This window comes from Mesorhizobium sp. B2-2-4 (assembly GCF_006442375.1).
Lineage (GTDB): Bacteria > Pseudomonadota > Alphaproteobacteria > Rhizobiales > Rhizobiaceae > Mesorhizobium.
In genome coordinates, this window is the sequence record NZ_VFWB01000004.1 from 157,968 (window position 1) to 172,805 (window position 14,838).

The 14,838-nt window shown below is 60.8% G+C and carries 17 protein-coding genes; 15 read left to right on the forward strand and 2 right to left on the reverse strand.

The genetic code is table 11. From position 1 onward, the window contains the following. Positions 1-11: 11 nt before the first annotated feature. Positions 12-1,070, reverse strand: a complete 1,059-nt coding sequence (locus tag FJ959_RS11715; protein WP_140630252.1) for an ATP-binding protein — start codon at positions 1,068-1,070, stop codon at positions 12-14. A 393-nt stretch (positions 1,071-1,463) separates the two neighbouring features. Between FJ959_RS11715 and FJ959_RS11720 the strand changes: the two genes are divergently transcribed. From FJ959_RS11720 to FJ959_RS11755, 8 genes are all read left to right on the forward strand, one after another. Then, the gene (locus FJ959_RS11720) at positions 1,464-1,958 is read left to right on the forward strand and encodes a redoxin domain-containing protein (RefSeq protein WP_140581417.1); all 495 of its coding nucleotides are present in this window, start codon (positions 1,464-1,466) and stop codon (positions 1,956-1,958) included. A 150-nt stretch (positions 1,959-2,108) separates the two neighbouring features. Then, a complete protein-coding gene (locus FJ959_RS11725; RefSeq protein WP_140630255.1) occupies positions 2,109-3,242 on the forward strand; it encodes a site-2 protease family protein in 1,134 nt (377 codons plus the stop codon). Positions 3,243-3,701: 459 nt separating this feature from the next. Beyond that, positions 3,702-4,586 (forward strand): LysR family transcriptional regulator, encoded by an 885-nt coding sequence (locus tag FJ959_RS11730; RefSeq protein ID WP_140581423.1) that lies wholly within the window; start codon positions 3,702-3,704, stop codon positions 4,584-4,586. Positions 4,587-4,764: 178 nt separating this feature from the next. Beyond that, on the forward strand, positions 4,765-5,319 hold the full coding sequence (locus tag FJ959_RS11735; protein ID WP_140581425.1) for a DUF1003 domain-containing protein: 555 nt from the start codon (positions 4,765-4,767) through the stop codon (positions 5,317-5,319). Between the two features lie 147 nt (positions 5,320-5,466). Continuing rightward, positions 5,467-6,072, forward strand: coding sequence for a sulfite oxidase-like oxidoreductase (locus FJ959_RS11740; protein ID WP_140581428.1), 606 nt, complete (start codon positions 5,467-5,469; stop codon positions 6,070-6,072). Continuing rightward, positions 6,065-6,811: a ferredoxin reductase gene (locus FJ959_RS11745; protein ID WP_181171894.1), complete on the forward strand. Its 747-nt coding sequence runs from the start codon at positions 6,065-6,067 to the stop codon at positions 6,809-6,811. Before FJ959_RS11740 ends, FJ959_RS11745 begins: the two co-directional genes overlap by 8 nt. A 350-nt stretch (positions 6,812-7,161) precedes the next feature. Further along, entirely contained in the window at positions 7,162-7,848 is a 687-nt protein-coding gene (locus FJ959_RS11750; RefSeq protein ID WP_140581431.1) for an antibiotic biosynthesis monooxygenase, read from the forward strand. 172 nt (positions 7,849-8,020) lie between these two features. Then, entirely contained in the window at positions 8,021-8,509 is a 489-nt protein-coding gene (locus tag FJ959_RS11755) for an OsmC family protein (RefSeq protein ID WP_140581434.1), read from the forward strand. Positions 8,510-8,687: 178 nt separating this feature from the next. Here FJ959_RS11755 and FJ959_RS11760 read toward each other — a convergent pair whose 3' ends face one another. Next, the gene (locus FJ959_RS11760) at positions 8,688-9,233 is read right to left on the reverse strand and encodes a peroxidase-related enzyme (protein ID WP_140581436.1); all 546 of its coding nucleotides are present in this window, start codon (positions 9,231-9,233) and stop codon (positions 8,688-8,690) included. A 118-nt stretch (positions 9,234-9,351) separates the two neighbouring features. Here FJ959_RS11760 and FJ959_RS11765 point away from each other — a divergent pair, with 118 nt between their 5' ends. The 7 genes from FJ959_RS11765 to msrA all read left to right on the forward strand — a co-directional run bounded on the left by FJ959_RS11765 (position 9,352) and on the right by msrA (position 14,747). Continuing rightward, positions 9,352-10,299: a LysR family transcriptional regulator gene (locus FJ959_RS11765; protein WP_140581439.1), complete on the forward strand. Its 948-nt coding sequence runs from the start codon at positions 9,352-9,354 to the stop codon at positions 10,297-10,299. A gap of 127 nt (positions 10,300-10,426) precedes the next feature. Further along, on the forward strand, positions 10,427-11,131 hold the full coding sequence (locus FJ959_RS11770; RefSeq protein ID WP_140581441.1) for a peroxiredoxin-like family protein: 705 nt from the start codon (positions 10,427-10,429) through the stop codon (positions 11,129-11,131). 125 nt (positions 11,132-11,256) lie between these two features. Continuing rightward, a complete protein-coding gene (locus FJ959_RS11775) occupies positions 11,257-12,192 on the forward strand; it encodes a LysR family transcriptional regulator (protein ID WP_140581444.1) in 936 nt (311 codons plus the stop codon). Beyond that, positions 12,189-12,920 carry a peroxiredoxin-like family protein gene (locus FJ959_RS11780; protein ID WP_140581447.1) on the forward strand — a complete coding sequence of 244 codons (732 nt, stop codon included), beginning with the start codon at positions 12,189-12,191 and terminating at the stop codon, positions 12,918-12,920. The genes FJ959_RS11775 and FJ959_RS11780 overlap by 4 nt, the downstream gene beginning before the upstream one ends. A 456-nt stretch (positions 12,921-13,376) precedes the next feature. Continuing rightward, positions 13,377-13,622, forward strand: coding sequence for a hypothetical protein (locus tag FJ959_RS32585; protein WP_181171893.1), 246 nt, complete (start codon positions 13,377-13,379; stop codon positions 13,620-13,622). 157 nt (positions 13,623-13,779) lie between these two features. Beyond that, a complete protein-coding gene (msrB, locus tag FJ959_RS11790) occupies positions 13,780-14,232 on the forward strand; it encodes a peptide-methionine (R)-S-oxide reductase MsrB (protein ID WP_140581450.1) in 453 nt (150 codons plus the stop codon). A 2-nt stretch (positions 14,233-14,234) separates the two neighbouring features. Next, complete coding sequence (gene msrA / locus FJ959_RS11795) at positions 14,235-14,747, forward strand: peptide-methionine (S)-S-oxide reductase MsrA (protein WP_140581453.1); 513 nt, start codon at positions 14,235-14,237, stop codon at positions 14,745-14,747. Positions 14,748-14,838 lie beyond the last annotated feature (91 nt).

A 14,838-nucleotide genomic window follows, 5' to 3' on the forward strand; every position in this document is an offset into this window, starting at 1 on the left:
ATTCCTGCCGACTAAGACGTCGGTATTGCAGTCGCCGGGTCGACGACGTGGAATACGCCGCCATCGGGCGACGGCGTGTAGGCAATCTCGGCAACGCCGCTAATGGGGAGCGCGGATGCCGCCACTCGAGGTAAAACGATCCTCACCGCCGTGCCGACTCCTGGTTCACTTTCTATGCGGATCGCGCCGCCTCGTCCCTCCGCGAAGCGGTAGACCTGGTAAAGGCCTAGACCGGATCCGCTCCCAACGGGCTTTGTGGTGAAGTACCGGATGGCCGCCTTCGAGAGAACGTCTTGTGGCATACCGATTCCGTCGTCGACCACGGCGATCTCGACGAACCCCGCCGCCGATCCGGCGGTCGCTTCGACGTTCCGCGCCAAAATGGTAATTGTGCCGCCCTTCGGCATCGCATCGGCCGAGTTCCGGCAAAGATTCAGCAAAGCGTAATATAACTCTTCGCAGTCGGCATTGATGGCCCATAGGTCGGAATCGATTGCGGTTCGGACCGCGACGTCTGGGTGCAACGCGCGATCGAGCGTTCCAGCCATCGCCGCAAGCCGACTGCCTGCCACCGACCCGTCGCTTGCGTTGCACTGCTGCCGCGCCGTGTCGAGAAACTGGCGACTGAGCATCGCACCTCTCGTGATAGCGTCCTGCAATCTGGAGACGATGGCCCGTCGGTGCTCGGCACTGCCCTGACGCTCGATGAGCCGCAACCCGCTGGCGATCACGGCCAGAACGTTATTGATGTCGTGAACGATGAACCGCGCTGGATCCCCCGTGGTGTGCATCTCCTGCTGCGGGCGAAGTGCGCTCATACCGCGCGTATCGTACCAACTGGTGTGGCACAAGACACCTGACACTTCGCCATTGGCCCCGATGACGGGAATCTCCACGCACCTGGATGCGAAGGTGCCGTTATTGTCGCCATCAGCGACCAGGTCTCTCGCACTGAACGCAGGCTGAACGCCGAGTGCAAGGCCGGCGCGGTCGCCCAATACGACAATGTCCTCCAGCCGCTCGCTGTCGAGGGTGCGAGGGCGCGATTCACTTGTCTCATTGATCTGCATTCCGAGCCTCCTGGCCTGCGATCGTTCGATGGAACGCCGACTACAGCCCGTAAGCGAGGGGCCGACGATTGGTCGAAGAGTGAGTTCACTGCGGCCTAAAGGAAAATCACCTCTCGCCATGGAGTTGATAGCCGTCTGTTATCGGAATGAACGCGGGCGCGCGGGTTGCTTATAGGCCGCGCTCGGCCAGGCTCCGCGTATGGCTCTTTGCGAGCCGACCCACAACGGCCGAGACGTTGCCGTCCGTTGTTCTCGCGACGGTCGCGGCATTACGGGGGGTTATGGAGACCATAGCTTTACCAGCGGCTTGCACGACAATAACGATTATGCGCGAGCGCGGTCAGGCGAATTGAAGGGCATGCAGCCGCCGCAATAAGAATTGCGAGAATAATCATGACTCAGAGCATCGCAGGACGACGTGCCCCTGAACTCGCGGTTCCTTATTGGATTGACGCGGATGGAATTGCGCGCCCGCCGCTGACCCTGAAGGAGCTCGGTGACCGGCACAGGCTTCTCTTTTTTTACCAGCACTGGTGCCCCGGTTGCCACTCGCGCGGCTTCCCGGCCTTGCAGGCATTGGTCAATGATCCGCGCATGAAGGATGTCGGCTTCGCCGCAGTCCAGACGGTCTTCGAAGGTGACTCCGTGAACACTCGCGACACGCTGCAGGTGGACCAGCAGCGCTACAGCCTCCGGATTCCCTTCGGATATGATGGGCGTTCGCCGCTCGGCGCCTATCCCTCCACGATGGAGAACTTCCGGACCGGTGGTACGCCATGGTTTGTTGCCATCGGGCCTGACGGGGTGGTCCTTCAGGATGGTTTCGATATCAACCTCAACCGGTTTGTCCGAGACGTCGCTGAAACCCGAGCGGGCCCGCGGCGTTGAGCGCCGGGGCTTGGATGCTTCCACCCATATCAATGCAAAGACGGTCTTGGCTGCTCGCCGCAGGGACACCCTGCTCGTCGATTGGACGGCAACGAAGTAGTGCGGGAAGCGCGTGCGCAATGACAGCAGAATTGATCGAGTGAGGCTTATATGTCCTGGTCGCTGAATATTGGAAGGGTCGCGGGAACCACCGTTCGCCTGCACATCACATTCGTTCTGTTTCTCGCGTGGATCTTCTTCGCGAGCTATACCGCGGGCGGCGCAACCATCGCCTGGAGCAGCCTGCTCTTTGTCGTGCTCCTTTTCTTGTGCGTGTTGCTCCACGAATTCGGGCATATCTTTGCCGCCAGGGCTTTTGGGGTTGCGACACCTTACGTGACGTTGCTGCCGATCGGCGGTGTCGCTCAGCTCGAGCGCATTCCCGAGGAGCCGTGGCAGGAATTCCTCATCGCGATCGCCGGCCCTGCGGTGAATGTGGTGATCGCGGGCGCCCTGATCGCCTTCGCGCATGCGGAGCCGCACGCAAGCGCCGCGATGGGCATCGACAACATGCAGATCCCTATTGTGGATCGGCTGGCCACGCTCAACCTGTTTCTCGCGCTATTCAATCTCATTCCCGCCTTCCCGATGGACGGTGGTCGTGTGCTGCGTGCAGCGCTCGCGAGCCGGATGGGGTACGTGCGCGCGACCGAACGCGCCGCGGCAATTGGCCAGTTCACGGCCTTCGTGCTCGGCTTCATCGGACTCTTCCATAACCCGATCCTCGTCTTTATCGCTGTGTTCGTTTATCTGGCCGCCGCGTCGGAAGCACATTCGGTCGCCCTGCGCGCTGTCTCGCGCGGCGTGCCCGTAAGCCAGGCAATGCAGAGTCACTTCGTCACTCTGAAACCCGACGCCCACATCGAGGAAGCCGTAAACCTCGTCTTGCAAACCTCGCAGCGGGTTTTCCCGGTTGTCGACGTCAGAGGTAGTCTTGTCGGCGTGCTCGATCGCGCCAACACCCTTCAATTTGTGAAACAGGCGGGGACCGACGCGCGCGTATCTGACGCCTTGTCCGCTTCACCGGTTCTCACTGTGTCCAGTCGCGCCACCTTGGAGCAGGCGTTGAAGTTGATCATTGAGAATTCCGCCGCGACCGTTGGTGTTGTCGACGGCGCCGGCAAGCTGGTCGGTCTCGTCACAAGCGAGACGATCGCCGAGATGATGACGCTGGCGATGCTGCGAAAGGATCGGCCACGGTGTCCGATCGTCCAAGCCATGCGATCGGACACACCCAGGCAGTAGCATTCGAAATGGTGAGCTTGTCTCGCCGTTGCGCCGCGGCCGCACCTTCATCCTGGCGATTTCGCCGAGACAATCTTGTGCTGTGTCCAGATGCGCGGCGATGCCGTGGACCCCACCGCCATGGTTCACACTCCGTTGGCTGGCGGTACCGATAGCCACATGATGTGCACGAAAGCAATCGTCTCTCATTTTTTGAGAGACAATGTCTCGCAAATGTACGATTATACATAAAGTCGATAGGCGCTATTTTCTTGTAAAATGAACGGAGCCGCCGAGGAGACCGACGAATGCTTGGAAAGCCACGCTCGATAGCGCAACTTGCAGTTTTCGCTTCAGACGGGCGCCGAGGATTTTGGATCGCCGGCCTGGCCGCGGCGGTCGCTACCATGGTCGAATCGACCGAAACTGCGTCCGCCTACATCCAGGCCTTCGGCTAGCGCGGTGCGAGCGTACCGAGCGATGGGCGACCGACTATCAGCACTGAGATTATTTGTCCGGGCCGCGCGCGTCGGCAACTTTTCTCGTGCCGGTCGCGAGCTCGGTCTGTCGCAGCCCTCGGCATCCCGGCTGATCGCCGCGCTCGAGGAGGAGGTTGGCGCGACGCTCTTCAGCCGCACGACACGAGCGGTGACGCTGACGGAAGCCGGAGCCACCTATCTGATGCGCGTGGAGGCCATCCTGGGGGCACTCGACGAGGCCGACCACGAAGCGCGCGGAACGGGAGAGTTGCGCGGCTCTCTCCGCATCGGCACACCAATAAGCCTTGCGCTTAGGGAAATCATCCCACGCCTTCCCGCATTTGTGGAGCAGCATCCGGCACTGAAGGTCGAGCTTCGGGTGACTGACCGGTACCCGGACCTCGTGACCGAAGGGCTCGACGTGTCATTCCAGTTCGGCCCCCTCCCCGATTCGAGCGCGACCGCGCGCAAGCTCATTCATCAGCCGAGAATACTCACCGCATCCCCGGAATACTTGCGGAAGCGCGGCGCCCCGACGATGCCGTCGGACCTCGCTCACCACTCGGTGATCATCAGTCCGGCCCATCCCTCCCCGACGTTCTCCTTCCGCAAGGCCGGCCGTATCACCACCGTGCGTGTCGACAGCCAACTGGACATCACCACCAACGAAGTGGCCGTCGCAAGCGCGGTGGCCGGGCTGGGTATCGCGGCGTCGAGCGAAAACAGCGTGCGCCCGGAACTTGAGACCGGCAGGCTCCTTCGTGTGCTGGCCGACTGGGATTTCGGCTCGATGGAGGTGAATGCGCTCTTCGTCAGCGGAAAGGCCGTCAAGCCTGCCGCGCGAGTATTTACAGACTTCCTTCTCAAAGAACTTCGTGCTGCCTAGGATCGCTGCAGGTGCCGGTGCTTCACGGCATTCCCGGCAGTTATTGATACAATACCTTTACCCTGCCTCTTCCGAAACATAACGCTCACGGCGACGCGCGGCTGAACGACGCGATAATCAAACATCGGGAACGCCCGGCGGTGTCGGCCGTGCATTCGAGCGAAATGGTATTGGCAGCGTGAACGAGAAGCTAGAAGATCAGGACGGCATGGAAGAAGCCGAGCGCGACCTGCTCGCTGATCTCAGGCAAGCGCGCCGCTCACTTCGCCTTCAGGACATGGATGAGCCGACGGCCGTCGCGGGCATGTCGCTAGGGCAACGGATCGCGGACGCGGTCGCCACCGTGATGGGATCGTGGACCTTCATCATCATTCAGAGCCTGATCCTGTTCGTCTGGATCGCCGCCAACATCCTCGGCGCAATCAGGGGCTGGGATCCTTATCCGTTTATTCTTCTCAACCTCGCGCTTTCGTTCCAAGCGGCTTATGCCGCGCCAATCATCATGATGAGCCAGAACAGGCAACGGGATATCGATCGCAAAGCGGCCGAGAATGATTACCGCATCAATGTGAAGGCGGAGCTCGAAATCGAGCTGTTGCATGAGAAGATCGACCAACTGCGGGAGCGCGAGGTCCTTGAGCTAACGGAGGCCGTCAGGATGCTGACTGAGCTGCTGGAGCAGTCCACGTCAGGCAGATGTGGGGTCGACGCAGCTTCGGGACGATCATCATAACGCGCGGCTATCGACTCCATGGCGCGAGGTCATTTCTCTTTCGGCGCGGCCCGTTTCATTCTCGCCCATGCATTCGCGCCCGGCCCACGACAGTTTAGCGTTTTGTGCGGACCGGCGTATGTTTACCAAGGACAGAGGAAATCCGCCATGGTCACTCGTGGTTTCACAGGCCCGCAATCCGGATCGGACCTATCGGACCGGATCCCCCCGGGACAGCATCTCGTCGATAATTTTCCGGTGCTCACCGCCGGCCCCACGCCGCGCATCGAAACCGGGGACTGGACTTTCACGCTCAAGGTCGGACCTCGTCCGGTCAAGGTCTGGAATTGGTCGGAATTCAATTCCCTTCCAAAAACCAAGATGACGAGAGACATCCACTGCGTGACGTCGTGGTCGAAGCTCAATACGGCATGGGAGGGCGTGGCCATCGACGACATTCTCGCCGACGCCGGTCTTGGCGCTCCGACTTCTTTCGCGCTCGCGCATTGCTACGACGGATACTCAACCAACGTGCCCCTCGCGGACCTTGCGACGGGCAAGGCGATGGTCGCGCTTAAATATGAAGGGCAGCCGCTTCCGCGCGATCACGGAGGGCCGGCGCGCCTGCTTGTGCCTCATCTCTATTTCTGGAAATCGGCGAAGTGGGTGAACGGACTTCAGTTCACCCAACGGGACGAGCCCGGTTTCTGGGAGCTGCGCGGTTACCACGTGTATGGCGACCCATGGCGTGAGCAGCGCTATACGAATGACTGATGCGTTTTCGGCCACAGCGCGTTGGCAGAGCTGCGCGATTGTCGAGATTGTCGCGAGAACGCCAACCATCAAGAGCTATTGCTTCCGCCTCGCGAAATCGTTCGACTACAAGGCCGGCCAACACGTTGATGTCCGCTTGACTGCGCCCGACGGCTACACGGCTATGCGCAGCTACTCGATCGCTTCCGCCCCGGACGGTTCGGACGTGATCGAACTCGCCATCGAGCGCCTCGCGGATGGTGAGGTCTCGCCGTTTTTCCACGATGTCGCTCAGGTCGGCGATACGATCGAGCTTCGCGGACCACTTGGCGGGCATTTTCTTTGGCCCGGGCCGACCGAGAAGCCTGTGCTTTTGATTGGCGCCGGCTCCGGCGTGGTACCGCTTATGGCCATGATCCGGCATAGAAAAGCAAGCGGTGAGCATGTCCCGGTCGCACTGTTGCTTTCCTCGCGGACCTGGAACGACGTCCTGTTCAGGGATGAGCTCCTCGGACTCGAGAGTTCGCTGCCCGATTTCGCCTTTGCCTTGGCGCTGACCCGCGAGCCGGCAAAGCGTGGCAAGGATTTCAGCAGGAGAATCGACGCGGAAATGGTCGCCGATGTGACGAGGAGGCTGCCCGCCTCGCCTGGCGCTGTCTTCGTGTGTGGGTCAAATCCCTTCGTCAACATCGCGGCGGATGCCGCTCTCGCACTGGAGTTGGAGCCCGGGTTGATCAAGACCGAACGCTACGGTGCCTGAAAAGCGCTTCTTCTCGCGTACGACCGCTCCGCATCAGGCGAGATGCCGCAGTCAGCGGGATAATCGGCCGCGTCCAACCCATGCGAAAACGCAACCTAAACGAGAGGTTTAGAGAGCCTACTCATGCGTACGGTGAATTTATCAAATTCGACTGCAAGGGCTACCAGCCCAACCGGCAAAGCTCGATCCTCTTATTTGCGGTTGGAAGGCTCCAGCTTAGTTGTTGCCGGCCATTATCCATCTCGATCGCCATCGGCTGGAACCTTCGTCAACGCCGTGTCATGGCACGGGTCGGGTCACTTCGAAATCGAAATCAACAGCGTCACGGGTTATAGAAACGGGATACGGCCATGTTTTCAGTAATTTTCGAAGTTCTCCCAAACACTGACAAAAGGGACGACTACCTCGACAATGCCGAGAAGCTGCGTCCCGAACTGGAGCAAGAAGAAGGCTTCGTCGACAACATCCGTTACAAGAGCCTGATTCGTGAAGGCTGGATCCTTTCACTGTCGAACTGGCGAGACGAGAAGTCGCTGGTTCGTTGGCGCACCCGCATACATCACCACGAGCTCCAGCAGAAAGGCCGCGACGAAATCCTAGCCGACTATCGCCTGCGCGTTGGCCAAGTCACCGCCGACAATCACCTCCCGGAAGGGTACGCCCTTACGGAACAGAGGCTCGACGAGACGGAGGTCGGCGAGGGAACGACCGTGACACTGATCAACGCCTCTCGACCTGCACAGTGGAAGCAGACCAACAATCCATACGATTGCGCTGAATGGCTCGGCCTGAATCCCTTCGCCGCCGATAGCACGTCGTGGGACATCTTCGACGCCGTCCTCACACCCGGCGAGTTGATCCTCCTGATAACTTGGAAGGACGCCGCGGCCGCGCAAGCCTACGAGGACGCTTCTGCGCCGAACGACAAGGCGAGAATCCGGACGGTTCGCATCGTGCGGGACTATGGGAAATACGATCGGCGCGAGGCGCCACAATATTATGCGGACGCCACACGCGGAGACAGTCCGCACTCCTGACCGCCTGCAACGGGAGGATCTGTCCCTTGAGCGTTCGGCACGGCACTGCCGGAGAAGAAACGTGCACCAACGACTACCGATCTCGCGAGATGGCGGCAAGCGCTTGAAGTGAATGAGAAGTGTCTGTGACGGGCTCACCAGGGGTCCTGTCAGGATCTGAAAGGAGAGCAGGATGACGCATTCAGGCAGTGGTGGCACCCCCGGCCCACAGGCTGTGGTAGCGGGCGATCTAAATAGCGCCGATGCACTCAACGGGCGTGCCGGTGCATCGGAGTTCTCGATCGGCGCCGTGAACGGCGGGGCGGCTGGTGCGAATCCATACGAATTACTGAGCGCTTCGCTCGCTGCATGCACAGCGATGACGATACGATTCCAAGCGCAAAGGCGCAAATTCCCTCTGTCCCACCTCGAGGTGGCCGTGTCGTATCACCACGGTGAAGAGGGAGAGCGCGACGTGTTCGAGCGATCCATCGCGCTCGAAGGAAACCTGAGCAAAGATCAACGGGCCCAGCTGATGCAGGCCGCCGACCTGTGTCCTGTCGGGCGAACCCTCGGCCTCAGCGCCGACATCCGCACCAACGATAGCGTCAGCGTCGGGCCGGCAGCCAACTATGATGACGACCTGAGCGAGCTTCCCATTCCGAATATCGACCCGGATTAGCGCCAGGCAAGGTTCGCGCCGATTATCACAGAATTGCCGCGCTCGGTCTCGTGGACGCGCCGAAGCGCCCCGAGCCGCTACTGGACGCTTGGCGCCCGCGAGCAAACTAAGTTGGCATCGGAACTAGGAGGGCCGCCCGGCCATCCGCTGTTTCGGCCCAGCAATCGAATTCACCCCGCTAATCTGTCTTCGCGGGGCTGACCGCTGGAAAATCGATCGGGGTCCTTACCGCATTATTGATGAAGTTGGTCAACAGGAACTGAGCGGTCAGCGCGATTATTTCGACGATGTTGGCATCGGTCCAGCCTGCATCCCTGACAGCTTCGAACTGGGCGTCGGAGACTTTGCCGCGCGTTTCGATGAGCGCCTTCGCGAAAGCAACCGCAGCCTTGCGTTTGGGGTCGCTGGAGCAGCCCTGACGGTTTAGCGCAATCTCCTCCGGGGGAATCTTCGCCAAATTTGTCGAGACGTAGCTGTGCGCGGCAAGGCAGTAATCGCAACCGTTAGCCTCCGAGACTGCTAGTGCGATCCCTTCCCGGGTCTTCAGATCGAGGGTCTTCGACACTGGCCCCATCAGCCCCGCCCAACCGCTGAGCGCATTCGGGCTTATGGACATGAGGCGATAGTGATTCGGCACAAACCCCAGCATCCTGTTGACGTTGTCGAGTATCGGCTGAGACTCGGCGGGTGCATCATCGCGCCCGGGAATAGCGATGCGGGACATTCTCTCTCCTCTCCATTCAAATCTGGCACGCTTGGCCTTCGAACCGCTGTGTAGCCCCTACCGCTCCACGACATAATCCGGTAATCGTGAGAAATGGCCTCTCGGAATGTGAGAGAAAATGGACCGGCTTGATGCAATGTCGATTTTGGTGGCGTCCGCCGAGGCAGGCAGCTTCTCGGCGGCGGGCCGGCAACTCGGCGTCCCGCTGCCGACGATCAGCCGGAAGGTTGCCGAACTTGAGACGCACCTCAACACCCAGCTGCTGGTTCGATCCACGCGGAAACTGTCGCTGACAGAGGCGGGCGTCGCCTACGTTGCCGCATGCAAACGCATCCTGGAACAGGTCGAGGAGGCCGAAACGCAGGCCGCCGGAGAATACAGCGTCCCACGCGGCACGCTTACGATGACCGCTCCGATTGTCTTCGGACGCCTGCATGTCGTACCGGTCGTGAACGAATTCCTAGCCCACTTCCCACAGATCAGCGTTCAATTGACGCTGTCCGACCACACGATCAACATCGTTGACGAGCATATCGACCTGGCGGTTCGAGTCGGCATGTTGCCCGACAGCACGCTCATAGCCACGAAAGTCGGCGATATCAGACGAGTAGTTTGCGGTAGTCCTGACTATTTCGCAGCTCATGGCGTCCCTAGAGCCCCCGAGGACCTATCGGAGCACATGTGCGTAACGTTCACGGCTCTCGCGGCCGGGATGACGTGGATCTTCAACCCGCGCGGCAAGGCCTCGAGGAGCGTCCGCCCCTATTGCCGGCTGAAAATCAACACCGCCGAGGCGGCGATCGATGCAGCGATCGCCGGTGTCGGCGTCACGAACGTACTCTCCTATCAGGTCGCGCGGGCGGTAGAAGCGGGGAAATTGAGGGTCATTCTCGAAGACTACGAGCCCGAGCCCACCCCGGTGCACATGGTGCATGCGGGGCTGGCGATCCTTCCCCTCAAGCTGCGTCGCTTTATGGAATTCGCCGCGCCTCGGCTGCGGAAGTCTCTTGCGGCGGATCTCGCTAAGGTTTCTGCACCAAAATCGAGCTCAAAAAGAAAGAAATAGCCGCCCCGTCCGAGGACGCTCATTCATGCACGACAAAAATAACTCAAACTCTCGTAGCAAGGCTACCCGACCCACACTACATCAGCGATTATGACAGCGGTATATCGCGCCGCGCGACGAGCCGAAGATGTTACTCCAGGACCAGTTGGACGCTGTTAAAGCCGCTGATTTGGCGAGGACCCCGCCAAATGTGACGCTCGTTCGGCAACGGGCGGTGGAAGCGCTTGCCGCCTCTGGACTGGCCGAGCGGGCTACGCAAGCCGGGGAGCAAGCCCCCTCGTTTCGGTTGCGTGACGGTAACGGCCGGGCGTTCTCGTCGCGCGAGGCGCTACGGCACGGCCCGATGGTCCTCGTTTTCTACAGAGGAAGGTGGTGCCCTTATTGCACAGTTGACCTTCGCGCGATCGAGTCAGCCTCTCGCGACATTCGCAGCCTTGGTGCCTCGCTGGTGGTCGTCTCGCAGCAGACCGCTGACAACAGCCTTGAGACGCAGAGGCGAAATGCCCTTTCATTCGCCAGCCTGGTCGACGCGGGGGGCAAGGTCGCGCACGCATTCGGCCTGCGCTGGAAGGCCTCCGACGAATTGCGTACCGTCGAGCAGGAATCAGGATTGGATCTCGCGACCTTCAACGGCGATGCGAGCTGGACGTTGACCATGCCCGCCCGGTACGTCGTGGCCCGTGACGGGACGATCGAGTATGCCGACATCAGCGTCGACTACACGCGGCGCGGCGACCCGTCCGAACTGATCCCGGTCCTTGCCCACCTCGCCGCGGGCGGCGGCCCATGTTCACGGGCTCCAGAAAGCGTGTCCGCGCGTCCAAACCAATAGACTGGGCCATTCCAACCTGTGTCGGTAAGTGGCATCCACGCGCCATGATTACGGCGTGCCCGGTCACGCCGTCGAGTGCAAAGGCTCGTCAATACAGACAGTCGCAACTTGACGGAGAACAACACATGGAGCTTCATCAGGTCCGTTATTTCCTCGCCGTCGCGTCCACCCTCAACTTCACCCGCGCCGCCGAGCAGTGCAATGTTACGCAGCCTGCCCTGACCAAGGGCGTGCAGAAGCTCGAGCATGAGCTCGGTGGCCAGTTGATCTACCGCGAGCGCCAGCTGACGCAGCTCACCGACCTCGGGAAAGAAGTCCTTCCGATGCTGGAGCGCACACTCGCTTCAGCACAGGCGGTGCGTCGCAGAGCGCAGGAGTTCCAACGCAAAGAGGTCGCCCCGCTGAAGATTGGCCTCGCCCCCTCGATCTCGGCGTCGCTCGTCGTCGATCCAATCGCGGAGATCGCAAAGTTCGTCCCCGGCCTTCACGTCGAGCTGCGCGAGGGTGCAGCAGACAAGCTCGTCAATCTGTTGCTTGAGGGGGAGATCAACGCCGCGATGGTCGGCGCCGTGCAGGATATGCCCGCCCGTATCGATGACTGGTCGCTGTTCGAGGAGCGCTACGTTGCAGTTCTCGCACCGACACACCAACTGGCAAACCGTCCGTCGATCAGGATCGACGACCTCCGAGAGACCGTCTTGCTCGATCGCGCCGGATGCGACGTCGCTCGAAAGATCCAACAGACCTATTTTCCTGATGAACCTCCCCATCTCGGCCACTGCAGCGGGCATGAATTGCACTTGCAGCACATGGCAGCGGCCGGCTTTGGCGTGATGCTCGCACCGGAACACATGCCGCGCCTTCCGACACTCAAGACCATTCCGCTCGAAGGCGATCAGGTTTCGCGGGAAGTCCGGTTGCTGGCCGTGCAGGGCCGCCGCTACTCGCCGGCACTGGACGCTTTCGTCAAGGTGGCGCGACTTCGCGACTGGTCTATCGACGTGCCCAATCGCGGCATGCCACAAGTAACGCTTCCGGAAGCGGCGGGCGTGGCGGCATGACCACGACGGGTATGCCGCCGGCCAACTGCTCCCATCCGATTAATCCGCAGTCTTACACTCCACCGATGTCAAACCAGACCGACCAGACACTCGCCCAGATACGCTCGGAGCTGTTGGCGACGTTCAGCGCCGCAGACTGGGAGTCATACAACCACCTCGTAGGCTGGCTTCGCGATACGGGCGTGGCATCGCACGCATTGAAGGTCGGAGACACCGCGCCGGACTTCCTTCTTCCGGACGCGGACGGCCGTCTCCACTCCTCGGAGCAACTACGCCGCGATGGCCCCCTCGTCCTGAGTTTCTTCCGAGGCGGCTGGTGTCCGTTCTGCACCGCCGAGCTGTGCGCGCTGCAGGCCGCGAAGGACGAATTCGAGAGCCTCGGCGCAACGCTCGCGGTCGTGACGCCCGAGACAAGGCAATTCCCGCGCCAGCTCAAGCAAAATCTCGGCCTGGATCTGAAGGTACTGTCCGACGTCGACTACGGGGTTGCGGTATCGTACGGCGTATTGTTCCGTGTGCCCGATGAAACCAAAACGCATTATTCCGGACTAGGGTTCGACTTCGGCGCTAGGCACGGTTCGCCAGTCTGGATGCTACCCATTCCCGCGACTTATATCATCGACACCGAAGGCCGAATCCGCAGCGCGTTCGTCGAACCGGACTTCACGATCCGGGAGGAGCCGACGCAGATCTTGGAATCGTTACGCCAGGTCGCCTCCACGTCGTAGCCGAAATTGGCTAACGTCTGAGGACCTGCGATCACGGAACGCGCGGGTCTCGGTGGGTCGGCGAAAGGGGGCCGGGTTGGTAGGATTCCAGAAGGTGCCCTGCGAAACCCCGTCAGCGGTTCGGCCCGCGGGGGCGCGATCCGCGTTGGGTACTGCCCACGTCCATTCTCGGCTCAAGTCTCGGGTTCATCGATAGTACAGTCGTCAACGTGGCGATCGGTGTGACGGCGTGCGTCACCCCGCTCACGACCGTAGTGCTGGACGCTGTCCCGAGCGACTTGGGCGGGTCGGCCTGCGGCATCAACAACGCAGCCGCGCGGCTTCGCGGCCTCGTTGCGATCGCAGCACTTAGATTTGCATTCGGTGGGACCTCCTCGTCCGATGTCGCATCGATCGCGGTCATTGAAGCCTATCGGCGCGTGATGTGGACTGCGGCCGATTGTCCGGAAGGTAACCGTGAACAAAAGCAACGACTTTATCGACCGGCATTTCGCAGGGCCGCAAAGTGCCCTCACCGGAGCTCAACCGGTAAAAATTGAAACTGACGAGATCGCCACCGGCGAGCTCTCGCGCAAACAGGCTTATGCGCTTTCCATCTTGCGACCTCCGCACGGTGACGCCATAGCGCAGACCCTCGTAAATGCCTTCGCCGTAGCCACTCGGTATCGCTGCGAGCGCCGATTCAAAGTCCTGTTCCAATAATTTCAGACCTCCCGTTTGGGGGCAAATGCCGTGACGCCCTGGGATTGAAGCACCTCTAACGGCGGCCCGCATGGCATGGTTTCGATAGCCGGTGGTGATTGGACGCTCGCCCACCCGATACTTATCTTCAGACCAGAACAAGAGAGGAGTTCCGCGAATGCCGACCTATAGGAAAAACCCGGAAGCGGTCTCGAAGCTGACTCCCGAGCAGTACCGCGTTACGCAGACGGATGGCACCGAACGCCCGTTTTCAAACGAATACTGGAACAACAAAGAGCCTGGTCTCTATGTCGACGTCGTTTCCGGCGAGCCGCTTTTCGCATCGTTCGACAAGTTCGACAGCGGCACCGGCTGGCCGAGCTTCACACGACCTCTCGAAGCTGCGAACGTCGTCGAGAAGGTCGACAGCTCGCACGGCATGATTCGCACTGGGGTCCGCTCCAAGCACGGCGACAGCCATCTGGGTCACCTCTTCCCCGACGGGCCGCGCGACAAAGGTGGTTTGAGATATTGCATGAACTCGGCCTCCCTACGCTTCATCCATCACGACCAGTTGGAGAGCGAAGGGTACGGCGAATACGCGAAGCTCTTTGCAAAACAGGAGGCCTGACAATGGCAGCGAATACGGAACGCGCGGTCCTTGCCGGCGGCTGCTTCTGGGGTATGCAGCAGCTGGTGCGGCGTTTGCCCGGAGTCGTTTCGACCCGGGTCGGTTACTCCGGTGGCGACGTCAAGAACGCCACTTATCGCAACCACGGCACGCACGCGGAAGCGCTCGAGGTCATTTTCGATCCGCGCAAAACAAGCTTTCGCGACTTGCTGGAGTTTTTCTTCCAGATCCACGACCCCTCCACGCCGAACCGCCAAGGAAACGACCGTGGAGCCAGCTACAGATCCGCAATCTTCTATACCAATGACGAGCAGAAACGTGTCGCCGAAGAAACCATCGCGGACGTCGAGGCGTCAGGGCTGTGGCCGGGCAAAGTCGTGACGGAACTATCCCCTGTTGGCGATTTCTGGGAGGCGGAGCCCGAACACCAGGATTACCTGGAGCGTTATCCGAGTGGCTACACCTGCCATTTCGTTCGGCCGGACTGGAAGTTGCCGCGGAGAACCGCCGCCTGAGGGCCGTCTCACGCTTTGAGGCGCTGCGGACACAGTGGAACTGCATGTGCTCTGCAGCTCGTTCGACAATCATCCTCGCCGCCCGCTGTAG